This window comes from Pseudomonas sp. MYb118 (assembly GCF_040947875.1).
Lineage (GTDB): Bacteria > Pseudomonadota > Gammaproteobacteria > Pseudomonadales > Pseudomonadaceae > Aquipseudomonas.
The window spans coordinates 709,111-733,199 of sequence record NZ_JBFRXN010000001.1 but is presented as its reverse complement, the minus strand read 5'-3'; the positions used below and the strand labels follow the sequence as shown (position 1 = coordinate 733,199).

23 protein-coding genes are annotated in these 24,089 nt (G+C 61.9%); 9 read left to right on the top strand and 14 right to left on the bottom strand.

Going from position 1 to position 24,089, the window contains the following annotated elements:
* Together ABVN20_RS03480 and galE are read left to right on the top strand one after the other, a co-directional pair.
* Entirely contained in the window at positions 1–2,613 is a 2,613-nt protein-coding gene (locus ABVN20_RS03480; RefSeq protein WP_368554098.1) for a glycosyl hydrolase family 5, read from the top strand.
* Positions 2,614–2,659: 46 nt separating this feature from the next.
* The gene (gene galE, locus ABVN20_RS03475; RefSeq protein WP_368554097.1) at positions 2,660–3,637 is read left to right on the top strand and encodes a UDP-glucose 4-epimerase GalE; all 978 of its coding nucleotides are present in this window, start codon (positions 2,660–2,662) and stop codon (positions 3,635–3,637) included.
* Positions 3,638–3,683: 46 nt separating this feature from the next.
* Here galE and ABVN20_RS03470 read toward each other — a convergent pair whose 3' ends face one another.
* The 5 genes from ABVN20_RS03470 to ABVN20_RS03450 form a co-directional block, all read right to left on the bottom strand.
* Entirely contained in the window at positions 3,684–4,466 is a 783-nt protein-coding gene (locus ABVN20_RS03470; protein ID WP_368554096.1) for a CpsD/CapB family tyrosine-protein kinase, read from the bottom strand.
* A gap of 12 nt (positions 4,467–4,478) precedes the next feature.
* Complete coding sequence (locus ABVN20_RS03465) at positions 4,479–6,038, bottom strand: GumC family protein (protein ID WP_368554095.1); 1,560 nt, start codon at positions 6,036–6,038, stop codon at positions 4,479–4,481.
* Positions 6,039–6,058: 20 nt separating this feature from the next.
* Complete coding sequence (locus tag ABVN20_RS03460; protein ID WP_368554556.1) at positions 6,059–7,177, bottom strand: hypothetical protein; 1,119 nt, start codon at positions 7,175–7,177, stop codon at positions 6,059–6,061.
* 26 nt (positions 7,178–7,203) lie between these two features.
* Positions 7,204–7,758, bottom strand: coding sequence for a polysaccharide biosynthesis/export family protein (locus tag ABVN20_RS03455; RefSeq protein ID WP_368554094.1), 555 nt, complete (start codon positions 7,756–7,758; stop codon positions 7,204–7,206).
* 388 nt (positions 7,759–8,146) lie between these two features.
* Positions 8,147–8,644: a hypothetical protein gene (locus ABVN20_RS03450; RefSeq protein ID WP_368554093.1), complete on the bottom strand. Its 498-nt coding sequence runs from the start codon at positions 8,642–8,644 to the stop codon at positions 8,147–8,149.
* 307 nt (positions 8,645–8,951) lie between these two features.
* On the opposite strand from ABVN20_RS03450, the gene ABVN20_RS03445 reads away from it, so the two are divergent.
* Positions 8,952–9,353 carry a hypothetical protein gene (locus ABVN20_RS03445; protein ID WP_368554092.1) on the top strand — a complete coding sequence of 134 codons (402 nt, stop codon included), beginning with the start codon at positions 8,952–8,954 and terminating at the stop codon, positions 9,351–9,353.
* Positions 9,354–9,509: 156 nt separating this feature from the next.
* Here ABVN20_RS03445 and ligD read toward each other — a convergent pair whose 3' ends face one another.
* From ligD to ABVN20_RS03425, 4 genes are all read right to left on the bottom strand, one after another.
* Positions 9,510–12,110: a DNA ligase D gene (gene ligD / locus ABVN20_RS03440; RefSeq protein ID WP_368554091.1), complete on the bottom strand. Its 2,601-nt coding sequence runs from the start codon at positions 12,108–12,110 to the stop codon at positions 9,510–9,512.
* A 3-nt stretch (positions 12,111–12,113) separates the two neighbouring features.
* A complete protein-coding gene (locus ABVN20_RS03435; RefSeq protein ID WP_368554090.1) occupies positions 12,114–13,106 on the bottom strand; it encodes a methyltransferase in 993 nt (330 codons plus the stop codon).
* A gap of 10 nt (positions 13,107–13,116) precedes the next feature.
* Entirely contained in the window at positions 13,117–14,487 is a 1,371-nt protein-coding gene (locus ABVN20_RS03430; protein ID WP_368554089.1) for an iron-containing redox enzyme family protein, read from the bottom strand.
* 264 nt (positions 14,488–14,751) lie between these two features.
* Positions 14,752–15,477, bottom strand: a complete 726-nt coding sequence (locus tag ABVN20_RS03425) for a tellurite resistance TerB family protein (protein ID WP_368554088.1) — start codon at positions 15,475–15,477, stop codon at positions 14,752–14,754.
* A gap of 277 nt (positions 15,478–15,754) precedes the next feature.
* Here ABVN20_RS03425 and pcsA point away from each other — a divergent pair, with 277 nt between their 5' ends.
* Positions 15,755–16,477, top strand: a complete 723-nt coding sequence (gene pcsA, locus ABVN20_RS03420; RefSeq protein ID WP_368554087.1) for a phosphatidylcholine synthase — start codon at positions 15,755–15,757, stop codon at positions 16,475–16,477.
* 1 nt (position 16,478) lies between these two features.
* Positions 16,479–16,865, top strand: a complete 387-nt coding sequence (locus tag ABVN20_RS03415; RefSeq protein WP_368554086.1) for a DUF488 domain-containing protein — start codon at positions 16,479–16,481, stop codon at positions 16,863–16,865.
* A gap of 138 nt (positions 16,866–17,003) precedes the next feature.
* Here ABVN20_RS03415 and ABVN20_RS03410 read toward each other — a convergent pair whose 3' ends face one another.
* Complete coding sequence (locus ABVN20_RS03410) at positions 17,004–17,819, bottom strand: class I SAM-dependent methyltransferase (RefSeq protein ID WP_368554085.1); 816 nt, start codon at positions 17,817–17,819, stop codon at positions 17,004–17,006.
* Positions 17,820–17,859: 40 nt separating this feature from the next.
* Complete coding sequence (locus ABVN20_RS03405; RefSeq protein WP_368554084.1) at positions 17,860–18,129, bottom strand: DUF4242 domain-containing protein; 270 nt, start codon at positions 18,127–18,129, stop codon at positions 17,860–17,862.
* 184 nt (positions 18,130–18,313) lie between these two features.
* Here ABVN20_RS03405 and ABVN20_RS03400 point away from each other — a divergent pair, with 184 nt between their 5' ends.
* Positions 18,314–19,303: an AraC family transcriptional regulator gene (locus ABVN20_RS03400; protein WP_368554083.1), complete on the top strand. Its 990-nt coding sequence runs from the start codon at positions 18,314–18,316 to the stop codon at positions 19,301–19,303.
* A gap of 43 nt (positions 19,304–19,346) precedes the next feature.
* The gene (locus ABVN20_RS03395) at positions 19,347–19,808 is read left to right on the top strand and encodes a GNAT family N-acetyltransferase (RefSeq protein WP_368554082.1); all 462 of its coding nucleotides are present in this window, start codon (positions 19,347–19,349) and stop codon (positions 19,806–19,808) included.
* An 18-nt stretch (positions 19,809–19,826) separates the two neighbouring features.
* Here ABVN20_RS03395 and ABVN20_RS03390 read toward each other — a convergent pair whose 3' ends face one another.
* The 3 genes from ABVN20_RS03390 to ABVN20_RS03380 all read right to left on the bottom strand — a co-directional run bounded on the left by ABVN20_RS03390 (position 19,827) and on the right by ABVN20_RS03380 (position 21,725).
* Positions 19,827–21,056, bottom strand: coding sequence for a cytochrome c biogenesis protein DipZ (locus tag ABVN20_RS03390; protein ID WP_368554081.1), 1,230 nt, complete (start codon positions 21,054–21,056; stop codon positions 19,827–19,829).
* 155 nt (positions 21,057–21,211) lie between these two features.
* Positions 21,212–21,424, bottom strand: coding sequence for a hypothetical protein (locus tag ABVN20_RS03385; protein WP_368554080.1), 213 nt, complete (start codon positions 21,422–21,424; stop codon positions 21,212–21,214).
* A 40-nt stretch (positions 21,425–21,464) separates the two neighbouring features.
* Positions 21,465–21,725, bottom strand: a complete 261-nt coding sequence (locus ABVN20_RS03380; RefSeq protein ID WP_368554079.1) for a DUF2790 domain-containing protein — start codon at positions 21,723–21,725, stop codon at positions 21,465–21,467.
* A gap of 298 nt (positions 21,726–22,023) precedes the next feature.
* Here ABVN20_RS03380 and ABVN20_RS03375 point away from each other — a divergent pair, with 298 nt between their 5' ends.
* Both ABVN20_RS03375 and ABVN20_RS03370 read left to right on the top strand, forming a co-directional pair.
* Positions 22,024–22,761, top strand: coding sequence for a response regulator (locus tag ABVN20_RS03375; RefSeq protein WP_368554078.1), 738 nt, complete (start codon positions 22,024–22,026; stop codon positions 22,759–22,761).
* Positions 22,761–24,074, top strand: coding sequence for an ATP-binding protein (locus ABVN20_RS03370; protein WP_368554077.1), 1,314 nt, complete (start codon positions 22,761–22,763; stop codon positions 24,072–24,074). The genes ABVN20_RS03375 and ABVN20_RS03370 overlap by 1 nt, the downstream gene beginning before the upstream one ends.
* Positions 24,075–24,089: the final 15 nt, after the last annotated feature.

Here is a 24,089-nt window from a genome sequence, read left to right as displayed (position 1 = left end):
ATGCTCAACATTGTCCGCCGCACACGTCTGCTGCTCCCGGTTGTCTTGTCTGTCGTGATCCTGCCGCTGCACGCCTGGGCGTCCGACTGGGTGGCCAATGTCGATGAAAAAAGCGGCCTGCCCGCCCTGACGCAGGGCGGCAGCCCGGCCCTGGCGTCTTCGTTCGTGTTTTTCGAGGCCGACTATGGCTGGACCGCCTTTCCCACCAAATTCACGACCAAGGGCCCGTACAGCTACACCCTGGTCGGGCAGAACCAGACGCTGGACTTCGACCTGACGGCCAACATCCAGAAACCCGGCGAGCAGCAACTGACCTGGGACGTCTCGGTAGAAGCGCGCAGCGCCAAGCCGAACGTCATCGGTGGCGGCTTCGTGTTCAATTTCGACCCGGCCCTGTTCCAGGGCGCCATGGGCCAGCCGCAATTGCTGCCCGGCAACAAGGGCTGGGCGTGGGGCGATGCCCAGGGCCGACGCATCGAGATGCGCTTCGAACCGGCCCTGGCCAGGGTGTTCATCGAACCGGGCGACGGCTCGGAGATCCGTGCATTTTTCTACAAGGACGCGATCAAGCCCGGCCGGCAGAACTTCAAGGCGACCCTGAGCGTGTCCGGTGATGTGAACCTCGGCCCCACCACCGGCGAGCGCTTCGGCCTGGTGGACCCGAAAACCTGGCCGACGGACAAACTCGACTGGCGAACCTCGCCGGTCGATCTGTCGTTCCTCAATGCCAACGAAAAACCCGCCGGCAAGCGCGGCTTCGTCAAGGCCGCCGGCGAGCGACTGGTGTTCGCCGACAACACCCCGGCGCGCTTCTGGGGCACCAACGTATCGGCCTACGCGCTGTTCAGTACCCCGGACGAAGACATCAAAAAGCAGGCCAAACGCCTGTCCGGCCTGGGCGTCAACCTGGTACGCCTGCACCACCACGACTCGCCCTGGGTCAGCCCGAACATCTTTGGCCCGGCGCCCAATGCCAATACCCTGCAACCGAGCCCGGATTCGCTGAAAAAAATCGACCTGTGGATCAAGAGCCTCAAGGACGAAGGCATTTATGTCTGGCTCGACCTGCACGTCGAACGGGCCTTCACCGCCAAGGACAACATCTACGGCTTCGATGAGCTGCCCAAGGATGAGCATGGCAACGCCGGGCTCAAAGGCTACAACTACGTCAACATCACCATCCAGCAAGCGATGAAGCGTTTTGCCGCGGCCTACCTGAACCACGTCAACAGCTACACCGGCCTGGCGTACAAGGATGAACCGGCGATTGCCGCCGTGTTGATCACCAACGAAAACGACATCACCAACCACTTTGGCAATGCCCTGCTGGGCGACAAAGACGTGCCCAAGCACAGCAAGGTCTACATGGCCGAGGCCGAAGCGTTCGCCCGGCAGCACAACCTGTCGGCGAACCAGACCTGGCGCGCCTGGGAATTCGGCGCCTCGAAAATGTTTCTCAATGATCTGGAGCGCAGCTTCAACGTCGACATGATCAAGCACCTGCGCGATCTGGGTGTGAAGGTGCCCATCGCCACGACCAACAGTTGGGGCGGCGACGGCCTGCTGTCGTTGCCCGCATTGACGTCCGGCGACATCATCGACGTACACAGCTATGGCGGCCTCGGCCAACTGGAGAAAAACCCGCTGTCCAGCGCCGGCATCACCAACTGGATCGGCGCAGGCCAGGTCACAGGCAAACCGGTGACCGTCACCGAGTGGAACAGCGAGCCCTTCCCTACCCCCGATCGTCACGGGGTACCGCTGTTCATCGCCGGCACGGCCAGCTATCAGGGCTGGGACGCGCTGATGCAATACGCCTACAGCCAGGAAGGGCTCTCCGACGGCTGGCGAACCACCGGCAACTGGAACCTCTATAACGACCCTGCGCCGCTGTCCACCTTCCCTGCAGCCGCGCTGCTGTTCCGACGTGGCGACGTCAGCGAGGCGAAGACCACTTATGTGTTCGCGCCTACCCCGGACACCCTGTTCGGCCAGGCCATTACCCCGAGCACATCGGCCCTGCTGCGCACCGCCATGGAAAAGGGCAAGTTACAGATCGCCATGCCGCAGACGCCCGCATTGCCCTGGTTGCAAACCGGCGCGACGACGGGCAAGACCCAGGTGTTCCACGATCCCGACCAGTCGCTGCTGGAGGCCAATGCCAGCGAATCCACGTCCGACTCCGGTGAGCTCAAGCGCAACTGGAAACGCGGCGTCTACACCATCGACACACCGCGCACCCAGGCGGCAACCGGCTGGATCGGCGGCGAGTCGATCAGTCTCGGCAACATTCAGGTCAATGCGAAGACCGCCAACGCCAGCGTGGTGGTGCAAAGCCTGAATGACACGCCGCTGGGTCAGTCCGAAGACCTGATGATCTCCCTCGGCGCACGCGCCCTGCCCAATGACGAGGAAAGACCGCCCTACTTCGTCGAGCCCCTGGCCGGCACGCTGACGATTCAGGCGCCGCCGGGCCTGACCCTGTTCACGCAGGGCATCCTGGCACAGCAGAAAAAGCTGCCCGCCACCTATGCGGATGGCCGCTACACCATCAAGCTCGATGGGTTGCAGACCGCCAACTGGCTGTTTTTAAGGAAAAATACCGCGCGTTGATGGCACAATCCGCGTTTACACAGCAACACTCGCCCAGGAGGGCAGGATGAATTTTCTGGTGGTTGGCGGCGCAGGCTACATCGGCTCGCACATGGTCAAACAGTTGCGACGCGCCGGCCACGAGCTGGTGGTGGCCGATAACTTTTCCACGGGCTACCGCAGCGCCCTGATGGGCGCGACGCTGGTGGAGCTGGACATCGCCGACGCACAGGCCCTCGACCGGCTGTTCGCCGCGCATGCGTTTGACGCAGTATTCCATTTCGCCTCGTTCATACAGGTGGGCGAATCCGTCAGCGAGCCGGCCAAGTACTACCAGAACAACCTGGCCGCCACCCTGACCCTGCTGCAAGCCATGATCCGGGCCGACGTCAAACGCTTCATCTTTTCTTCGACCGCCGCCGTCTACGGTGACCCGGTGTACGTGCCTATCGACGAAGATCATCCGAAAGCCGCGATCAACCCGTACGGGCGCAGCAAATGGATGGTCGAGCAGATGCTGGAAGATTTCGATCGTGCCTACGGGCTCAAATCGGTCTGCCTGCGCTACTTCAACGCCGCCGGTGCGGACCCGGACGGCGAGTTGGGCGAGCGCCACGAACCGGAAACCCACCTGCTGCCCCTGATCCTGCAGGCGGCCTCGGGGCGGCGCGAATCCATCACCATCTATGGCCGCGACTACGACACCCCTGATGGCACCTGCATCCGCGACTACGTGCACGTCAGCGACCTGGTGGCTGCCCACGCCCTGGCCGTGGATTACCTGCTGGACGACGGCGAGAGCACGGCGTTCAACCTCGGCAACGGTCAGGGTTTCTCGGTGCAGCAAGTGATCGACACGGCGCGTCGGGTGACAGGCAAGGAGATCCGCGTCAGTGAGGCGCCGCGCCGCGCCGGTGACCCACCGCGCCTGGTCGCTGACCCGACAAGGGCCCAGGCGATTCTGGGCTGGCGAGCGCAGTTCGCTTCACTTGAGCAGATCGTGAGGCACGCCTGGGCGTGGGAACAGAAACACCCCTGGCAGTAGGTGTCTCGGCGCTGCGCCGTCACGCCCAGCGCCGAGAAGCAGCACGTCAGTAGTAGGTGCGGTTTTGCGGTTCGGCCTTGTTCAACACCGTACCGACGATATTGGCACCGTCCAGGTGGTGCAGGCTTTCCTCGATTTCCTTGTTGCTGTTCATGCCGTTGGCCACGACCAGCAGCACGCAGTCGAATTTCGGCAGGACGGTGATCACATCGTCCGAACTGAGGATCGGCGGCAAGTCGAAAATCACGATGCGCGAGTCATAGCGTTCGCGCAGGTCGACGATCAGGTTGCTGACTTGCGGCGAAGACAGCACCTCGGTGGACAGCGGAATCGGCTCACGTGTCGGCAATACCACGAAACGCGGCAATGTCGGGTTGACCAGCACGTCCTGCAACTCAGCCTCATCACTGAGCAGCTCATTGAGCGATTTTTCCATCGACAGGCCCAGGCAACTGCCCACCTTCGGCCGACGCAGGTCGAAGTCCACCAGCAAGGCGGTCTTGGTGGTGTGGTGGGCGATACTCATGGCCAGGTTGATCGCCAGCACCGTCTTGCCCGCTTCCGGGGTCGGCGAGGTAATGGCCAGCGTGCGCCAGCCATTTTCGTCCATGGTCTTCAGGACCTGAGTACGCAGCAGGTCAAAGGCCCCGCCCATGCTGGAGTTCTTGTTGTAAGCGACAATACGGTTGCGCTCCAGGTGGTCATACCGCAGCGGCACCACCCGTGTCTGTACATAACTGAGTGCATTGAGCCCCGAACCGGTCGGTGTCATGGCCTTCGAGGAGGCCGGTTGCTCGGCCTTGTCGGCATCGGGTTTGAGAATGTCCATCGCTGTCTTTCCTTATGCAAACCGGCCCAGAGCTTTGATCATCAAAAGATCCAGGGGCATGTAGAGGAAGTGCACGAGCACCAGGAAGATCGTGAAGATCACGAGCCCTATGATGACCAGGCGCACTCGCCATTGCTTGCGGCGTGCCAGTTCCGCTCGGGTGTGAATATAGGGAATCGAGACCAGTACCCGTTTGCCCAGCACGCTGGCCAGTGCTTCGGCACCACGCACACGCGGGTTGATCAGTTCCAGCAGCATGACCAGGGCGCCCGCGCCCACCGGAGCCAGGACCAGGCCCATGGCGACCACTTTCTTGCGGTTGGGCTTGATCGGTTTTTCCGGCATCAGCGGCGATTCCAGGAGCACGAAGCGCTCGGCCTTGTTTTCCTGCTCAAGGCTTTCGGAGATCTTCGCACTCATTTCCTTGGTGCGGATTTCCTCGTATTTCTTGCGCGCGTTTTCGTGGTCGCGCATCAGCGTGACCAGGCCACGCTCGACTTGCGGCGTCTCGAGAATCTGCGCTTCGTAGGTGGAGATCTTTTTGAGGATCTGCTGCTTTTGATCCGCAAGCGACTGCATCCGTGCCTCAGAAGCGGCGATCCGGGCCTGGGCCTTGGCGACATCCAGGTTGGCCGGCAGCGTTGAACCGGAGGAACCCTGGGCCTCAAGGGCGGCAATCTTGCGCTTGACCGCACGGACGTCGGGGTGGGCTTCGGTGTACAGCGACATCAGACGGGCGTATTCGGCTTTGAGGCTGCCCAGGTCCTGCGGCTTGTCGGCAGCGGCGCCGGCCAGGCCTGGCTTGGTCGACTGGCCAGAGTTGGCGGCGGAGAGCTCCAGATCGTTGAAACGCATTTCTTCCCGAACGGACTTGTAGTCGCGGTCGACTTCCTTGAGCTCGGTTTCGGCGCGCGTCAGCATATTCATGCGCAGTTCCTGGTGCTCGGGCAGCGCATTGCTGTGCGCTTGCTTGAAGTCCGCCAGGCGGTTTTCCAGGGTTTCGAGCTCGACGCGCAGCTTGTCCGCTTCCTGGGTCAGGAATTCCGTCGTTTCACTGGCGCGTTCGGTGCGTTGCTTGATGTTTTCGTCAAGAAACAGCGTGACCAGTTCGTTGGCCACCTTGTTGGCGATTTCCGGTTGGCGGTGCTCAAAGCCCAGCCGGAACGCAATCGTCACCTCGCCCCGCCCTTTCACGTCGGCGCTGACCAGGGAGATGGTGATGGCGTTGCGCATTTCCTCGATCTTTTCGCTGAGGCTCAGTTGCCGGCTCTGCGACGAGAAAAGATTGTATTTGTCGATGATCCCTTCCAGGTGCTCACGGGTCATCACGCGCTGGCGAATGACCTCGATGCGCTCATCGGCGAAGGAGTTGTTGTTGGGCCCCACCAGGTCCGTCGCAATCTGCTGCGACTCGACCAGGATCGTGCCGGACGACTCATAGGTCGGCGGCAGAGAAAGCGCGACCGCCAGGCACACGCCAAGGATGGCCGCGCCACTGAGGATGATCAGCAAGGCATGGTGCTTGGCGATAGCCAGGTAGTCGTTGACCGACATTTCGTATTCAGAGGCCATATTTCTCACACTACGGAATTTCAGAAACCGGGGTAGCTATAAGTCAGCGTCAACCCGACGACATTTGCGGTAGCATCCGGCAAGCCATCTTGCTGGCGTTCTTTGTATGTGTAGGATAGGCGCGCCATCCAAAAAGGCGAGAGTTCCTGACTGAACCAGGCGCTGTAGTTGTACAGGGTGTTAGGCGTCTGCCCCTTGGAATCCTGCCAGGATGCCGCCACACCTGCGCGCCGGGTCTCGTCTATCGCGTAGCTCCAGATACCGCTCACGCTGTCCACTTCGACGAAACCGCCATCGCCGCTGGCGATGGTGTTGCGACTGGCGTCGATGCCCGCATCCACCCGCTCGCCGCTGAAGTTCAGCGACATGCCGCCCTGGGCACTCGGCCCGCTGTCGGCATTGGACTCTTCGTTGACCCCGACATACACCGTACCGCGCAACTCTTCGGAGAACTGGTAGTTCACGCCGACGTCCGGGGTGTAGCTGTTCGAGGACTCCGCCAGGGTCGAGCCGGAATCAGGCTTGTAGCGTTTCACGCCCAGACGGGTGAACAGCTCCATGCGTTCGCTCCAGGCATAGGTATAGCCCAGGCGGTTCGACAGCTCGTCGTAGTTGGTCAGCGAGTCGATGTCGTAGGTGACATGGCGGTACTCGATGTCGTTGGTCAGGGTGCCGCGTTCGCTCAGGGCCGAGCGCCAGTTGCCTTCCAGCGAGGTCATTTTCTGTGTGCCATCGGGCACCACCACGCCGGTTTCCTGGACGGTCGAGGACAACGTGGAGCTTTCCTCATACCGGGCCGTGAGGCCGAAAGCGCCGGTTTCGGTCTCGCGCTGCCAACCCAGCTTGAGTCGCGGGTCCTCGCGGTCGGTCACGATGTCCGTGTCCGAGGAACGCACGGCATACACGCCAAGACCGAACTGGAATTCATCCTGATCGGCTGTCCCGATGAGGATGGCGTCCGGCGCAAGGATGTAGCGCGTCACCCCCTTTTCGTTGCTGGTAGCCAACGTCGGGTTGCTGTCGTATTCGACCATCGTGGGCACGGTGATCGCCGACTGCCAGGTCGCAGCGTAGGCCACACCGGAGCACGGCAGGACAAAGATTGCCGTGGCTACTCCGGTTGTTCTCAGCGCCATCAAGGTCACACCCAATACTTGGCGCAAGGCTATGGCACGACCAGCGTATCGCCGGCCTGCAATTGGATGTTGGTAGACATGTCACGTCCGGACATCAGGTCGCTGTAGTTCACCGGAAGGATCTGCTGCGCGCCCCCCTTGTTCCGGACCACCTTGATTTCACCCTTGTCGGCGAATTTGTCCAAGCCACCGGTGAGGCTCAACGCTTGCAGCACGGTGGTCGGGCCCACCATCGGCACGGTGCCAGGCTTGAGCACCTTGCCTTGCACGTAGACGATGTTGCCCGCAGTGCCGGTGACGACCACGCTGACCTGCGGATCGGGTATGAACTTCTCGAGCTTGGCGGCCAGCCGCTCTTCGACGGCGGTGGAGTCCAGCCCCAGGACATCGACCTTGCCTGTCAGCGGGAAAGTGATGCTGCCATCGGGAAGCACGGTGACTTCTTCCTTGAGCTTGTCTTCGCCCCAGACGGAAATCGCGATTCGATCGCCCTGGTTCAAATGGTAGGCGTTATTTTCAGCGGCACTGGAAACGCTGGGCAGAACAGCCAGCGCACAAAATACGGGTAGCAAGAAACGTGACATCGGGGTCCCTCCGCCTAGATAGCCATGTAAGAAGCTTTGCATAAAACGGGGAGCAAATCACGCTCACCCCTGCGCACATCGAGAAATTGCTCACCACGGGATTGCTTGCGCCTGGCGGCGACCGGTGTCTGGCGCGCCGGCGTAAAAATCCCCTGACGGGCAGGCTTTTGCGAAGGAAGTTTCTTATTTAACAACAACGTGCAGTCAAACATATTACCCCCGATGCATACCCGCCAAATTAGTAGCACTTTAATAATAAGTACCCGTCATTCAGCAACTACATCGCCAAACACCCACTATATAACCCGTCAACTTGAGTGCCATCATCAGCACATCAAATTGATATCAACTAATTATTGTTCTACCAGCGCATGCGCACCCATTACCGCTAAACCTTGCGGCGATTGGCGACCATTACGAAACCAAACAATGCAGACGAAAACAACCACGCCGCGGCCGGCAAGGAGACTGCAATCGGTTGATTGGTAAAGACTTCGGTGCCAGCACTCAACACCTTAGTCGGAGTATCGGAATTTGCCAGAAATTTACCCTGGGCAAGTTGCGCCATTAATCCGTCGCAGGAGGAAGTATTGACGGAAGCGCTCACTTTGGCTGCAGATTCAACAAGAATATTGAACTGCTGTTTAGTGTTAGCGGCCAAGTTGGTTTCGTTGGCGCCCGCCGGGATTGCCGAGCTGACACCCAGGGTGAAAGGTGCGCCACTCTGTTCCTCGACCGCCGTGCCCCGTTGCGGCGCGGCTTCTTCACAGGAGCCGCCTATGCGACTAATTTCATAGGCCAAATTGCTCGCCTGCGCGCTCACCACTGCTGCACCATTAGAGAGCACCGACAACAAAACGCATTTAAAGACGAGTGATTTGCGCATGAACCGCCTCCCTGCTGAGCGGATATTTCTGTTGTCGGGTGAAGGAAATCTTGACCGGTTTTTCAGCAGACTATAAGCACATCGCCATTACGTCAATGGCCCGTCACCTCAACGGTGAAAAATAAAAATCCAGCGCGAATGACGTCAAAATCTCGACTTTAAAGGACATTTGCCGATACCTGCGCTATGCCTATGAATTGATTCGAAAGTGCTGTTTTGCGCCCCGACCCGAAGGCGTCCAGACGGGTAAAACCGTGGCCTGCGCCACTATGGGCAAACTGTCGCAGGGCGCTCTATGATGGAGCCCATGACGAACTCTCTGCCGATACGCCAACCTTGTCCGCCCGGTGCCTGCATCTGCGAGCGTGAACCCCTGCTGGAGACGCCAGGCGCCGACCTGCGCATCCTGTTTTTGACGCGCAGCGAGGAAAAGCGCCTGATCGAGCGCCTGGAAAACCTCAAGAGCCTGAGCGACCTGGAGGGCATGCAGCAAAAGATGTACCAGCAGCTGGGTATTCGAGTGGAGGTCGCTCCCGGTTTCAACGAGGTGCGCACCATGCGCGGCATCGCCATCACCATCGACGAACTGCCGGGCCTGTGTCGCAAGACCCGCCAGGCGATCCCCACCGCCATCCGTCGCGGCCTGGAGAAGCGGCCGGAAATCGCCTACGCGTTGCTGAACGCCAATGACCTGTTGCGCGATGCCTGAAACCATCTTGTGAGAACACAAGGAACAACTGTGGGAGCGACGGTGCGACGATTCGACCTGCTCGCGATGCGGCGTGCCAGGCGGTGCAGCTTCGTCTGACACTACGCATCGCGAGCAGGCTCGCTCCCACAGTTGTTTTGGTTGAGACTTGAGCCGCTACTTCTTCATCCCGACCCGCCGGCGCATGTCGGCGGTGATGGCCTGACGGGTTTTCTTCATGTCAGCCCAAGGCTCGTTGCCCACTTCGGCCAGGCGCTCCTGTACGGTATGAATGGTCCACTGATTGCCCCCCTTGAGCTCGGCCACTTCTTCGCGAAAGATCGGCACCGACACCGGCATGCCTTCGCGGGTCCGGGCGGCGTAGGCACAGATGGTGGTGGCGCCAAGACCGTTGCGCAGGTAGTCGATGAAGATTCGCCCGACCCGGTTCTTCGGCCCCGACACGGCGGAAAAGCGCTCCGGCAGTAATTTGGCGATGTGGCTGACAATGGCGTGGCTGAAATCCTTCACCTCATCCCAGCCCAGTTTGCGGGTCAGTGGCACGACCAGGTGGATGCCCTTGCCGCCGCTGGTTTTCAGGAACGCCTTGAGCCCCAGTTCGTCGAGCACCGACAGGGTCAGCTGAGTCGCCTCGACCATGCTTTTCCACGGCAGCGCCGGATCGGGGTCGAGGTCGAGGACAAAGCGGTCGGGTTTTTCGAGGCTGGCCGAGGTGGCGTTCCAGGTGTGCAGCTCCACCGTGCTCATCTGCACGGCGCCGATCAGCGCTTCCGCGTTGTTGATGATCATCATCGGCTGCCCGGTCAGTGCCTTGTCCAGCACCTTGATGTCGGGAATGGCCAGATGCTCAGCGTTTTTCTGGAAAAACAGTTCGCCGGCAATTCCGTCCGGCGCGCGCACCAATGCCACCGGACGGTCTTTCAATTCCGGCAGGATCCATTCAGCGACGCTGGCGTAATACTCCGCCAGTTGCACCTTGGTGGTGCCGCTGCTGGCATCAATCACCCGTTCGGGGTGGGTAATGCGCACCTTGCCCTGCTCCAGACCCAGTTGGGACGGCGCCGGGGTGGCTTTTTCCGCCACCTTTTTCGCGGCGGTCGCCTTCTTGCCGGCGACCGGCTTGGGTTTGGCAGTCTTGGTCACCACGGCAGCGCGCTCCTCGGTAATCGCCTTGGCCGGCTTGTCGTTGCGCAGGCCATGGAAGACGGCGTGGCGCACCGAGCCCTCCTTGGTCATTTCCGCAAAGGCGACTTCGGCCAGCAAGGTGGGTTTGAGCCAGTGCACGCCCTTGGCATCGAAACCGCTCGGCGGATTGACCACCGAGGCCTTTTTGGCCTGCAACGGCTTGAGCTGCCCATAAATACGCATCAACGTGGCTTCATTAAACCCGGTGCCCACCTTGCCCGCATACCGCAGTTGCCCACTGTCCTTGTCATGCAACCCCAGCAACAGCGCGCCGAAACCGCTACGCGCGCCTTTGGGATCGGTATAACCGACCACCACGAACTCCTGCCGATGCTTGCACTTGAGCTTTATCCAGTCGCTGCTGCGGCGGGACACGTAGGGCGAACCCAGCCGTTTGCCGATCAGCCCTTCCATCTGCATTTGGCAGGCACTGTTGAGCAAGGCGTCGGGCGCTTCGGAAAACGCGTCGGAAAAACGCAGTATCGGGTCGTCGCTCGGTTTAAGCACCGTCGCCAACGCCATGCGACGCTCTTCGACCGGCACCTCGCGAAGATCCACACCATTGAGGTACGGCATGTCGAACAGGTAATAAAGGATGACTTCGCTACGGGCGCTGTCGAAAGCGTTCTGCAACGCCTGAAAATCCGGCACACCTTGCTCGTTGGTGACCACCATCTCACCGTCAAGCCACGCTGACTCCAGCTGCAACGCAGCCAGCGCCCGTGCTTGCGCGGGCAGTTTGTGCGTCCAGTCGTGGCCGTTACGGGTAAACAGCTTGACCTCGCCATGGTCAAGGCGCGCCATGATTCGGTAGCCGTCGAACTTGATTTCGTAACTCCACTCGCCGTCTGGTGCCTTTTCGACCAGTGTCGCTAGCTCCGGCTTGAGGGTGTCCGGCAGTTTCGCCTTGTGCGCGCCGGTCAGCTGCGCCGACGGTTTTTTTGCGGGGGCGGCGCGCGCCGGCTTTTTGACCGGCTTGGATTGGGTCGCCGTCCTGGCCTTCTTCGGCACAATCGTACGGTCGCTGAGGACGCTGTCCGGCTCGGCGGCGACCACGTCGTAGTCGCTTTCAGGCTTGGCCGCGCTGTCCTGGTGCTTGATCAGAAACCATTGCTCCTGCTTGCCCGGCATGTGCGTGCGCACCAGGTTCCACAATCCGGCGAGCTTCTCGCCCTGCAATTCGAACTTGAGCTTGCCCTTGGCGTAGGCCTGGGCCGGGTCTTCCTGGGGAATCCACACACCACGGTCCCAGACGATCACGTCACCGGCGCCATAATGGCCTTCGGGAATACTGCCCTCGAACGTGGCGTAGTCGATGGGATGATCCTCGACATGCACCGCCAGGCGCTTGACCGTGGGGTCCAGCGACGGCCCCTTGGGCACCGCCCAGCTTTTCAGCGCACCATCGAGCTCCAGGCGAAAGTCATAGTGCAGGCGTGAGGCGTCGTGTTTCTGGATGCAGAACTGCAAGGCATGCGCGGGCGCAGCTTTTTTGCCCGAACGCCTGGCGGCAGGTTCCGAAGTCGCCGAGAAGTCGCGCATGCGGTTGTAGTCATCCAGGTTCTTGTTCATGGCTCACTCACCTGCGACGGATTGATGAATCCCGCCCGTGTCGGCGCCCATGCGCGTGACAATCAGCGCCACCACGGCGATGCGCTCGACCCGTTGGTAACCGGGGGTCAGCAGTTCTTCGCCGAACACATCGGGGTCGATTTCCCGATAGGTCCAGCCAAAGCGCAGGGAATCCAGATAAGGCGCCAGGGCATCGAGAAACGGATCGCAGCCATCGACCATGGCCACGCCCGTGTACAACACCAAGGAACCGCCAGGGGTAAGGCGCTTCAGCGCCTGTTCGACGATGCGCACCGACAATTGCGCGCCCAGCGCCCCGCCGCCATGGCGATAGGCGCGCCCGGCCGGGTCGGCCATGTACGGCGGGTTGGCGACGATCAGGTCGAAACTGCCATCGACATCCCGCAACACATCACTGGCCTCGACCCTCACGTTATTCACTTCGGCCAGCGCCGCGTTGACCGCGGTCATGCGCAACGCCGCCGGGTTGATGTCGACCGCCAGCACCTGCGCTTCATGCCGTGCCCGGGCAATCACGATGGCCCCGACCCCGGCGCCACAGCCAATGTCCACGGCGCGCCTGACCTGGGTAAACGACTGTTGCAGATGGTTGTGAATCAATTGGGCGAAACGATAGGTATCGGGCCCGAAGAACACCGAATCGGCTGCCTCGGTGGGAAACCCCGAATGCACGAACAGCAGATCGTCCAGGCTCGACCAGCGCACCAGGCTTTTCAGGTGGCCATTGCTCTCTTCAAGCACGCCGGCCTGCTGCAACTGCCGCTCTTCGTCCGGTGACAGCAGGCCTGGCTGGAATGCCCGTGACCAGCCAAACACCTCACGCAGGTTGCGCGCGCTCTGGCCGAAGGTTCGATCATTGACCCGCTGATGCGTCAACGGCGTGGGGGTGATGAAGCGATAACCGTCAGCCTGCAAGCGGCGCCCCAGTTGCACCAGGGCGAGGTCGGCAGGGCTCAGAGTCGATTCATGATTCATGCGCCGTTCCTTATCGCAGGCTGGTTTTGAGTTCGATGAAACGTCGGGTGGCCATCAGCCCGGCGGGGTGAGCGTGACGATGGGCCGACAGCCACGGCATCAACACCGGCATTTGCTCGCCGGCGGGTAACCCCTCCAGTGCCGCTTGCAAGCGGTTCAGATCCGGATCATCGACGTGCGCCACAGGCTCGCCGCTGGTGTGGCTTCCCCACCGAACCGCTGGCGACCGGCATGCAGGTGTCCAGTCGCCAGCGATCCAGTCGTGCAGCAGTTGTTTCTCATAGGGGCTGAATACCCCGAACATAGCCGCGCCATCGCCGTCGATCAATTGCCAGAAGCGGCTTTGCCGGGGGTCCTGGTGACGCTTGATCCAGCCCTTGTTTTCCAGCGCCGCGAGAAAGCCCGGCAACTGTTCAGGCCTGGCCAGCCATTGGTTGACCGTCTGCCCTTCGAAACGGCAGTAATCGGAATGCATGTGCTGGCCGAAGGGGCGCTTGCGTTCGAGCATGTTCATCACTTCGGCATTCAGGTCGAATGATTCGATAATCGCGCGACTGCCCTGCCCCAGGTCATTGAGCCGATAACCCAGCGACACCCGACGCAGGAAGTCCTGGCGATCACCCTCGATCGGCAGCAGCTGCAACATCGACTGCACGGCTTTATGCGCATGCCCGGTGCTGGCGTTGTCGATGGTGACGTGCAGGGTGAAGTAGTACGGGTCGATGCCCAGTTCGGCCAGTTCGTAGGCACTGATCAGCAAGTGCAGCGGTAGTTGCTCGTAGCCAAGGTTGTAGCCGATCACTTCGGGCAGGAACTGCTCGGCACACTCACCCAACGCCAGTTGGAGGGTGCCTTGCAGGTAGTACTCATCCGGGATGGCCGCACTGTCCAGGCCGTGCGCCGCCAGCAGCTTGCGATAGATCAGCACGTGGTTCTGCGCCGGATTGCCATCGCCCAGTTCTTCCAGATAAGTGCAGATCAGCCCGTCGAAACGCGGGTCGCGCCAGTGCCGCAACAAGCCGTACAACCAGGCGCCGTCCACCAGTTTGGTCGGGCTGACCGCTTGCAGGAAAAACAGCGCATGCGCCTTATTGCAGAAAAACTGGCGCGGCCCGCCTTGCTTGCGGGCTTCGAGGTACTCGGCGTATTGGCTCGCCACGTCGGTACAATGCTGTTCGACGAAGCTCTGCAGGGTGGAGAGGTCCTGCGGCAATTCGTCGGGCAGGTCAGCAGCCTGCTGCAATTGGCCTTCGAGGAACGTCTGGCCGAGTGCGCGACGCTGCTCGGGGTCGTCACCCAGCAGCAGTTGTTCGTAGGTCTGTTTGAGGCCGCCGGTGCGGGGGATGGCTTGCTCGGATTGGATACGGGTCAGGGCAGTCATGGGCGCGTCTCTCGGTCTGTGGCCGGTGGCAGGACGCTGGAACAACGTCTCTACCTCAGCAGAGCGATGCGCCGGGGCAAAAATTCAATCGGGTTTGCGGATGTGGGGATGGACGGGTGTGTTGAAACACTCGGATCAGCGGAGACCTTTGTGGGAGCGAGCCTGCTCGCGATGGTTTATCAGTGGCATGTGTGTTGGCTGACACACCATCGCGAGCAGGCTCGCTCCCACAAAAGCAGCAGGGCCAACCTTCTATATGGAGGCTTAGCCTGCCCCTCTCGCCTGCTGCTCCAGATGCACCTGCAAATCCGGGTCGATCTGCAATGCCGCCGCCAGTTCATCCAGGTAGTCGCGCTCGGCGCCTTGCTGGTCACCGGCCACCATGACGCTGGCCAGGTACATTTCCGCAGCCATGGCCGGGTCGGTCGCCGATTGCGCCACCTCCTGGGCATCCAGCGGTTTGGCCACTTCGTCGTCCAGCCACTGCTGCAGCTCGGGGTCATCGGTGTGACGACCGATTTCCGTGCTGATCATGCGCTTTTCGGCCTCGTCGATCCGCCCGTCGGCCTTGGCGGCGGCAATCAATGCCCGCAGCACCGCATGGCTGTGGCTCTCGACCTCCGGGCCGGCCAGCAGATCGGCGGTGCGCAGTGCCTGTTGTGGTGCAGCGGCGGCCTGGCTGCGCTGCCAGGCCTGGTAGGCCTGGAAAGCCATCATGCCCAGCGAGGCCAGGGCGGCGTAATTGGTGCCACCGCCCGAACGTCCCTGGGGCGAACCACCCAGCCCGGACCCGCCACCGAGCAGCCCACCGAGCAAGCCACCCAGGCCACCGCCAGCAGCACTGCCAGCCCCACCGCCACCGCCCAACAGGCCGCCGAGCAAACCACCCAGATCGCCGCCCATGCCACCCTGGGTTGCGCCGCCGCTGGGGCGGTTCATCGAGCCCTGGCCGGCTCGCAGCAGTTGTTCGAGCAAATCGCTGGTGTTCATGACGACGTCCTCATCGAACGGAGCATTCCGTCTGGCAACGATAGACCCCGTGCGCCAATGCGCCAGCACCGTTTGGCCGGTGAAAAAGCGCCTTATATCCCGTGCAGGACCCGCCCGGATTAATCCGCAGTGTTTTTTCGCGGTCCAGCTAAGATTTACTGAGGGTGAACCTTATTCACGGATTTTCGGTCGATACCTGCAACCCGACCCGGTTTGCCGCCGCCCTCGAACGCCGAGGGTGATGATTGGCTTGTTTCATTTTCTGGAGAACGCGCCCGTGATTTCGACCCTACACATCGCCAGGCTCAAAGCATGGGGCGCCCATGGTTTCACGGCCACCGGCGTGGTCACCGCCTTCCTCGCCACCCTGGCCCTGCTGGAAAACCAGCCGACCAACTGCCTGCTGTGGCTGGGCGTCGCCCTGATCGTCGACGGGCTGGACGGCGCGCTGGCGCGCAAGGTCAATGTGCAGTCGGTGCTGCCCAGCTTCGACGGGTCGATCCTCGACCTGGTGATCGACTACCTGACGTACGTGTTCATCCCCGCCCTGTTCATCTATCGCTATATTCCGTTGCCGGACTACACGCTGCTGCTTACCGTGTCGCTGATCCTGGTGTCGTCGCTGTTCTGCTTCTGCAACGTCAACATGAAAAGCAAGGACAACTACTTCCAGGGCTTCCCCGCCGCCTGGAACGTGGTCGCGCTGTGTCTGTACATCATCGCGCCATCCCCCTGGATCACCCTGCTCACGGTGATTGGCCTGGCCCTGCTGACCGTGACCCGGATGAAGTTCCTGCACCCGTTTCGCGTGCGCCGGTTCATGCCGATCAACATCGCCGTGACCGCCATCTGGTTGCTGTGCAGCCTGTCGCTGGTGATCAACCATCCGGTGATCAACCCACTGGTCATGGGCCTGTGGCTGCTGATGTCGGCCTACTTCCTGGGCATCTGCATCTGGCGCACGGCGCTGGAATGGTTCGACGAAGCGCGGCACCGCTGAGATGCCGATCCATATCGTGCGCCTGGGCTCGCCGCGCTCGCCCGACGAAGGCCTGCGCATCGGCACCGTGCGCCGCCCGCCACGGGGCGTGCCGAAGACCGAATTCGCCCGACGGAATTTCTATGACGTGTGGCAACCGCTGTTGTCACCCAGCCCGGAACTGGTGGCCGAGGCCCAGGCCGCCGAGGATTACAAGGCGTGGGATCATTTCCGGCGCAAGTTCAAGGCCGAGATGAAACAGCCTGCGGCCAGCCACTTGCTCGATTTGTTGGCCGCCCTGTCCCACCAGACGTCCATGGCGGTGGGCTGTTATTGCGAGGATGAGGCGCATTGTCACCGGTCGGTGTTGCGGGAGTTGCTCCAGGAGCGTGGGGCGAAATTGCAGTAAAACCTGTCACCACCTACCCTGCCCCCTGTGGGAGCGAGCCTGCTCGCGATAGCGATGAATCAGTCGACATTGTCTTTGACTGACACACCGCTATCGCGAGCAGGCTCGCTCCCACAGTGGATCTCTACATAAATCCCATCAACGCCGCGTAATCACCACCTCAAGATACTCACTCGGCACCACCAGCGAGGCATCACCGGCACGGTTCGAGCGGTTGATCAGTTCGGTCAGGTCGGCTTCCAGGGCCTGGGCGGCCTCGGGTGGCAGCGCGGCGAAGGCCTTGTGTACCGGGCCATACCAGGTGCGGAAGGTGTCGATGAAATGCGCCGCCGAACGATAGCGGAAGTTGAAGAACCGCCGGGTCACCTGGGTCAGGAAATTGCGCTCATCGAAGTGCGTGTGCAACCACGCCTCGCTGCCCCAGTTCGACGGTGGCTGCGCCCCCGGCGGTGGTGGCGGCAGGTGACGGCCAAGGGTCTTGAACATCTGCCCGACAAAACCTTCCGGTGTCCAGTTGGCCAGGCCGATGCGTCCACCGGGCCGGCACACCCGCGCCAGTTCGGCAGCCGCCTTGGGCTGGTCCGGGGCGAACATCACGCCGAAAGTCGACAACACCAGGTCATAACTGCCGTCGGCAAAGGGCAGTGCCTCGGCATCGGCCACCTGGAAATCCACCTCCAGGCGTTCTGCCCGGGCGCGGTCCTGGCCGCGCTCCAGCAATGCTGCCACGTAGTCCGTGGACGTCACGCGACCGCCACGCCGCGCGGCCGCCAGCGTGGCGTTGCCGTTACCGGCGGCGACATCCAGCACGCGTTCATCGCACAACAGGTCGCAGGCTTCGGCCAGTTGCTCGCCGACCAGTTGCAAGGTGGTGCCGATCACGGCGTAGTCGCCGCTGGCCCAGGAGGCCATCTGACGGTTTTTCAAGGCAGTAAGATCAATAGGGGTACTCATTGAAACGCTCCGTTTTCGTTATGGGTGGCGAGTCGAGGGCTCAATCGGCCGTGGTGGGATCGATGATGGTGGTGACGCGGGCAATGCTGTTGGCGGGGAAACCGCTTTGCCTTGCGTGTTCGCGGATCGCCTCTTCGTCAGGGGCGATGTACACGCAGTAGAGCTTGTCGCCGGTGACATAGCTCTGCTGCCATTGCACCTGAGGCAAATCGCGCAACGCCCGGCAGGACTTTTGCGAAGCCGCTTTCAGATCCCGTTCCGACAGCGATCCAGCACCTGGAATCTCGCGTTCAATGACGAACTTGGGCATGACAACCTCTCATTCTTGTTTTAGTTGGACAGGGCCGGCAGACCCTGTGCGTCCACTATCGCGCCGCGGGCCGGGAGCGTCCTGCCCGATCGTCGCTCAAGACTGACCGATCGTCCGCCGGTTTCCGCAGGAGGCGTAACAGGCTCACAATCAAGGGCATTTCGCCAAATCGGGGAAAACCGTCATGGACGCCCTGTCCCAGACCCTGCGCGTCGTCCGCCTGGTCGGTGCGATCTTTATCAATGCGCGGTTCAGCGCGCCCTGGTGCTATCAATCGCCCCGCGCCGACACCGCCGCGCCGTTCCTGGAGCCTGACGCCGAGCGGGTGGTGATCTTTCACCTGATTACCGAAGGCGAGTGCTACGTCGAACTCGGGGATGAACCGCCCCTGCTGCTGAAGGCCGGCGACGTGGTGCTGTTTCCCCAGGGCGATGCCCACCGCATGAGTTCCGGGCCCGGCTTGAAACCGGCCACCAGCGCGCGCCTGGACGAAATCCTCGCGCGCCGGCCGCGCCAGCTCAATTACGGCGGTGGCGGCACGGTCTGCCGCCTGGTGTGCGGCTATCTGGCGTGCGACACACGGCTGGCGGGCATGTTGCTGACCGGGCTGCCGACCATCGTGCGGGTCAATGTGCGCGGCTCCAATGCCGGCAAGTGGCTGGAATCCTCGGTGCGCTATGCGCTGGCCGAGGCCCGCTCGCCCCGCCCCGGCGGCGAAGGCGTGCTGGCCAAGCTGGCCGAGGTGCTGTTCATCGAGGTGCTGCGCCTGTACATGCACCAGCAAGGCGAAGGCCGTACCGGCTGGCTGGCGGGCGTGGGCGACCGGATCGTCGGCGCCGCGCTCAACGCCCTGCACAAAAAGCCCTGTCACACCTGGACCCTGGAAGAACTGGCGCGCACCGCCGGCACCTCGAGGTCGGTGCTGGCCGAGCGCTTCCAGCAACTGGTGGGGATTTCGCCGATGCAATACCTGACGCAATGGCGAATGCTGCTGGCGGCCAACCTGTTACGCAGCAGCAACAGTTCGCTGCTGCGTATTGCCGAAGAGGTGGGTTACCAGACCGACACGGCCTTCAGCCGGGCTTTTCGTCGTGAGTTCGGCGCGCCACCGGCGGCGTGGCGACGGGGCCAGGCAGGGTCACGCAACGAGGTCGGGATTGCCGGCGCGACGTGAATCGGCTCTTATGTGCCACCCCTCCCATTGAAAGGATTCAAGTATGGCAACGCGCCTGGAATGGCTGGCCGATCACCCGCAGCACAGCGACACCTTCGCGGCGTGGATTCATCGGCAGTTTCACTACGAGTACGCCGAACAGCCGCTGGTTGACTGGCAACGCGAATTTGCGGAAGGCCAACACAATGGCGACTGGAAATGCCTGATTGCCCTGGACGGCGAGCAACTGCTGGGCGGTGCGGCATTGGCCCGGGCCGACCTGGCCAGCCGCCCGGACCTGGGGCCATGGCTGGCCTGCGTGTTCGTCAGCCCAGAGGCGCGCGGCCAGGGCCTGGCCGAACGGTTGATCGAGGGCATCTGCGCCCAGGCCAAGGCGGCCGGAGCCGGGAAAATCTACCTGCACACCCAGGACAAGCACGCCTACTACGCCAAGCGTGGCTGGACGCTGCTGGAAGGTTTTACCGCCTGGGAAAAACAACAATGGCTCATGGTGCGAAACCTCTGAGCCATTGATGTTTGCGTTTTACGCGGCAGGTGTGGCGGCCTTGGCGTCGGCCTTGGCCTCTTGCAGCAGTTGCTGGATCATTTTTTCCTGGGCGTCGTAGCGACCTTCACCGAAGTGGGTGTAGCGCACCTGGCCCTTGGCGTCGATCAGGTAATGCGCCGGCCAGTACTGGTTGTCGAAGTTGCGCCAGATCGCATAGTTGTTGTCGATGGCCACCGGGTAGGTGATCCCGAGCTTCTTCACCTGAGCCTTGACGTTGTCGATGATGCGCTCGAAGCCGTATTCCGGGGTGTGCACCCCGATCACCACCAGGCCATCCTTCTCGTACTTCTGCGCCCAGTCCTTCACGTACGGCAGGGTGTGCTGGCAGTTGATGCAGTCGAAGGTCCAGAAGTCCACCAGCACGACCTTGCCCTTGAGCGATTCGTTGCTCAGCGCCGGCGAGTTGATCCATTCCACGGCACCGTTCAGCGATGGCATCGCGCCCTTGGCGTTGTCCTGGGTGGTGTCGGCCTGGACCTTGCTCACCAGGTAATCGACCACTTTCGGCACGCCTTCGAGCACGCCCTTCTCCAGGGTGCTGACGCCTTCGGACGACGTACCGGCCAGCAGGGTCTTGTCGGCACCGGTGGAAATCACCAGCGCAGCGCCGAGTACGGCAAAGCCCGCACCGCGACGCAGCCAGCCGGTGACCGGAATCGACGCTTTCAGGCGATTGACCAGGCCACGCCCGGCGAAAATCAGGGTGCCCAGCGACAGCGCGCTGCCCGCTCCATACGCCACCAGCAACAGGCTGGTTTGTGCGTTGGCGCCTTGCAGCATGGCCCCGGTGAGGATCACCCCGAGGATCGGCCCGGCACACGGCGCCCACAGCAGGCCGGTGGCGACGCCGATCATCAGCGAGCCCAGCGGGCCGGACATCTTGCGGGTGCTCGGGTCCAGGCGGTTGCCCAGCAGCACGAACGGACGTGCCAGCCAGCCACCGACCCGCGCGGAAATCAGCGACAGGGCGAACAGCGCCATGACGATCAGGGCGATATGGCGACCGGTGTTATTGGCCTGGATCACCCACTCACTGCTGACCACGGCCAGGCTGGAAACCAGGGCGAAGGTCAGGACCATGCCGCCCAGGGTGAGCAGGATCGAGGAACGGCTGCGGTCAACACCGGCGAACAGGAACGGCACGACCGGCAGGATGCACGGGCTGAGGACGGTGAGGATGCCGCCCAGGAAAGCGATGAGGAACATGGTGATCACCTTGGTGAATTAGACATCACATCTTTCCCCCTGTGGGAGCGAGCCTGCTCGCGATGAGGCCAGTACATTCAACAGCGAGGTTGGCTGACACTCCCTCATCGCGAGCAGGCTCGCTCCCACAGGGGATTTGTGGCGTACATCCAACATCACGCCATCTGGTTATCGAGCAACTGCCCCTGCGGCGTACGGCTGGTGCCGTCCTGTGCCAGGAAGTCATGGGCGCCCTGGTTTTTCACCGGGGTCAGCTGGAAGCAGGTGCTGCTGCCGCAACTGCTTTGCTCAACGGCGGCGTTGGCGTGGGCGGCGGCGCCGGCGAAAGCGAAGGCAGCGGCGGTAAGGAAACGGGTGATGTTGGTCATGATCGTGCTCCTGTCTCGAAAGTGATGGGGTCAGCCGGTCTTAGTTGTCCGAGGCGCATTCGCCGAATTTGCGGTAGTCCAGGACCTGGGTCTTGTTCTGCGAGTCCAGGTAGGTCAGCTTGGCATCGACGATCCCGCAGGAATCACCGCTGGCCTGGGACAGCGAGACGACTTTCTTGATGTCCAGGTGGGTGCCGTAGGAGTAGGTTTTCTCGCTGACATCGGCTTCGGCACGGGCCGACAGGGTGCAGATGTTCAGGGCGGCAAACAGGCAGGCGGCGTAGATGGCTTTAGTGTTCATGGTGCTTATCTCCAGGTTTCAATGATGGTTTCTTCGAGTGAGGCGGTTTGCGTTGCCTCGATGGAAGCCATTTAAAACCTGCGAGGTATCTCGTCTGTGTCGAGAATCAGCGCGTGTAAATCGGTACGTATCCAGAACGCCTGTAGATACACAGCGATACAAAACCCCTGGATTTCGTGGTTTTTTTGTCCGCGTGTATCCCTCGATACGCCAGATACACTGCAATACAAATCGTTGCGGGAGAGCCGCAAAAGCCTCTATAGACTGCGTGTCATCCCCCTTTGCAGAGACATGCCCCATGGAACACGTCGATCACATTCTCATCGTGGACGATGACCGCGAGATTCGAGAACTGGTAGGCAACTACCTGAAGAAGAACGGCTTGCGCACCACGGTGGTCGCGGACGGCCGCCAGATGCGCACGTTCCTGGAATCGACACCGGTGGACCTGATCGTGCTCGACATCATGATGCCGGGTGATGATGGCCTGATGCTGTGCCGCGAGATCCGCGCCGGCAAACACAAGGCCACGCCGGTGCTGATGCTCACCGCGCGCAATGACGAAACCGACCGCATCATCGGCCTGGAAATGGGTGCCGACGATTACCTGGTCAAGCCGTTCGCCGCCCGCGAACTGCTGGCGCGGATCAACGCCGTGCTGCGCCGCACGCGCATGCTGCCACCCAACCTGGTCGTCACCGAAAGCGGACGCATGCTGGGCTTCGGCCGCTGGCGCCTGGACACCTCGGCCCGCCATCTGCTGGACAAGGACGACACCATGGTCGCCTTGAGTGGCGCGGAATATCGCCTGCTGCGGGTGTTCCTCGACCACCCACAACGGGTACTCTCGCGCGATCAGTTACTGAACCTGACCCAGGGTCGCGACGCCGACCTGTTCGACCGCTCCATCGACCTGCTGGTCAGCCGCTTGCGTCAGCGTTTGCTCGACGACGCGCGGGAACCGGCCTACATCAAGACCGTGCGCAGTGAGGGCTATGTGTTCTCCCTGCCGGTCGAAGTTTTGGATGAACTCTGATGAACACAACCCTGCGCTGGCCCCGTACCCTCGCCTCGCGCCTGTCGCTGATCTTCCTGATCGGCCTGATCCTGGCCCAGGCCCTGTCCTTCGGCGCGCAGTACTACGAGCGCTACGAAAGCGCGAAGAACACCATGCTCGGCAACCTGGAAACCGACGTTTCGACGTCAATCGCCATCCTCGACCGCCTGCCGGCAGACGAGCGTGCCAGCTGGCTGCCGCAACTGGACCGACGCAACTACCGCTACCTGCTCGACAAAGGCTCGCCGGGTACTGCCTTGAGCGATACGCCGATTGCAGTGACCTCGATCAAGGACGCCATCGGCATGGATTACCCGATGACCGTCACCGACATTCCCGGACCGATCAAGCGCTTTCAGGTGCACCTGAACCTGGCCGATGGCAGCCCGGTGACCATCGACGTGCGCCCGAGCATGGTGCCGCTGTCGCCATGGCTGCCGTTCGTGTTGCTGGGGCAATTGACGCTGTTGATCATCTGCACCTGGCTGGCCGTGCGCATCGCCATCGGCCCCCTCACCCGCCTGTCCCAGGCGGTGGAGACCCTGGACCCCAACACCCATCCGATCCACCTGGATGAAACCGGCCCGACCGAAGTGGCCCATGCCGCCCGCGCCTTCAACGCCATGCAGGCGCGCATCGCCGCGTACCTCAAGGAGCGCATGCAGTTGCTGGCGGCGATTTCCCACGACCTGCAAACGCCGATCACCCGCATGAAACTGCGCGCCGAGTTCATGGACGACTGCGTCGAAAAAGACAAACTGTGGAACGACCTCAGCGAAATGGAACACCTGGTGCGCGAAGGCGTGGCCTATGCCCGCAGCGTGCACGGCGCCACCGAGGAAACCCGTCGCACCAACCTGGACTCGTTCCTCGACAGCCTGGTGTTCGACTACCAGGACATGAACAAGCACGTGCAGCTCACCGGCAAGAGTGAGGCGGTGATCGACACCCGCCCCCACGCCCTGCGCCGGGTGCTGGTGAACCTCACCGATAACGCGCTGAAGTTCGCCGGTGCTGCCGAGTTGCAGGTGCAGGCCAAGCCTGATGGCAAGCTGTCGGTGAAAGTCATGGACCGCGGCCCGGGCATTTCCGAAGAAGACCTGGCCCACGTGATGGAACCGTTCTACCGCGTGGAAAACTCGCGCAACCGCAGCACCGGCGGCACCGGCCTGGGCCTGGCGATCGCCCAGCAACTGGCCCTGGCACTCGGCGGTGCGCTGACCCTGAGCAATCGTGAAGGAGGTGGGTTGTGTGCGGAGTTGGTGTTGCCCGCAAAATTGCAGAACCACTGAAACCTTTGCACACCT

What these genes read in the sequence shown, in the direction of transcription:
- ABVN20_RS03395 (WP_368554082.1), top strand. Translation starts at nt 19,347, where the DNA reads ATGGCAACGCGCCTGGAATGGCTGGCCGATCACCCGCAGCACAGCGAC.
- ABVN20_RS03370 (WP_368554077.1), top strand. Translation starts at nt 22,761, where the DNA reads ATGAACACAACCCTGCGCTGGCCCCGTACCCTCGCCTCGCGCCTGTCG.
- ABVN20_RS03470 (WP_368554096.1), bottom strand. Translation starts at nt 4,466, where the DNA reads ATGGACATTCTCAAACCCGATGCCGACAAGGCCGAGCAACCGGCCTCC.
- ABVN20_RS03480 (WP_368554098.1), top strand. Translation starts at nt 1, where the DNA reads ATGCTCAACATTGTCCGCCGCACACGTCTGCTGCTCCCGGTTGTCTTG.
- ABVN20_RS03410 (WP_368554085.1), bottom strand. Translation starts at nt 17,819, where the DNA reads ATGAGTACCCCTATTGATCTTACTGCCTTGAAAAACCGTCAGATGGCC.
- ABVN20_RS03435 (WP_368554090.1), bottom strand. Translation starts at nt 13,106, where the DNA reads ATGAATCATGAATCGACTCTGAGCCCTGCCGACCTCGCCCTGGTGCAA.
- ABVN20_RS03390 (WP_368554081.1), bottom strand. Translation starts at nt 21,056, where the DNA reads ATGTTCCTCATCGCTTTCCTGGGCGGCATCCTCACCGTCCTCAGCCCG.
- ABVN20_RS03385 (WP_368554080.1), bottom strand. Translation starts at nt 21,424, where the DNA reads ATGACCAACATCACCCGTTTCCTTACCGCCGCTGCCTTCGCTTTCGCC.
- galE (WP_368554097.1), top strand. Translation starts at nt 2,660, where the DNA reads ATGAATTTTCTGGTGGTTGGCGGCGCAGGCTACATCGGCTCGCACATG.
- ABVN20_RS03380 (WP_368554079.1), bottom strand. Translation starts at nt 21,725, where the DNA reads ATGAACACTAAAGCCATCTACGCCGCCTGCCTGTTTGCCGCCCTGAAC.
- ABVN20_RS03415 (WP_368554086.1), top strand. Translation starts at nt 16,479, where the DNA reads ATGCCGATCCATATCGTGCGCCTGGGCTCGCCGCGCTCGCCCGACGAA.
- ABVN20_RS03465 (WP_368554095.1), bottom strand. Translation starts at nt 6,038, where the DNA reads ATGGCCTCTGAATACGAAATGTCGGTCAACGACTACCTGGCTATCGCC.
- ABVN20_RS03400 (WP_368554083.1), top strand. Translation starts at nt 18,314, where the DNA reads ATGGACGCCCTGTCCCAGACCCTGCGCGTCGTCCGCCTGGTCGGTGCG.
- ABVN20_RS03405 (WP_368554084.1), bottom strand. Translation starts at nt 18,129, where the DNA reads ATGCCCAAGTTCGTCATTGAACGCGAGATTCCAGGTGCTGGATCGCTG.
- ABVN20_RS03455 (WP_368554094.1), bottom strand. Translation starts at nt 7,758, where the DNA reads ATGTCACGTTTCTTGCTACCCGTATTTTGTGCGCTGGCTGTTCTGCCC.
- ligD (WP_368554091.1), bottom strand. Translation starts at nt 12,110, where the DNA reads ATGAACAAGAACCTGGATGACTACAACCGCATGCGCGACTTCTCGGCG.
- ABVN20_RS03375 (WP_368554078.1), top strand. Translation starts at nt 22,024, where the DNA reads ATGGAACACGTCGATCACATTCTCATCGTGGACGATGACCGCGAGATT.
- ABVN20_RS03425 (WP_368554088.1), bottom strand. Translation starts at nt 15,477, where the DNA reads ATGAACACCAGCGATTTGCTCGAACAACTGCTGCGAGCCGGCCAGGGC.
- ABVN20_RS03445 (WP_368554092.1), top strand. Translation starts at nt 8,952, where the DNA reads ATGACGAACTCTCTGCCGATACGCCAACCTTGTCCGCCCGGTGCCTGC.
- ABVN20_RS03430 (WP_368554089.1), bottom strand. Translation starts at nt 14,487, where the DNA reads ATGACTGCCCTGACCCGTATCCAATCCGAGCAAGCCATCCCCCGCACC.
- ABVN20_RS03450 (WP_368554093.1), bottom strand. Translation starts at nt 8,644, where the DNA reads ATGCGCAAATCACTCGTCTTTAAATGCGTTTTGTTGTCGGTGCTCTCT.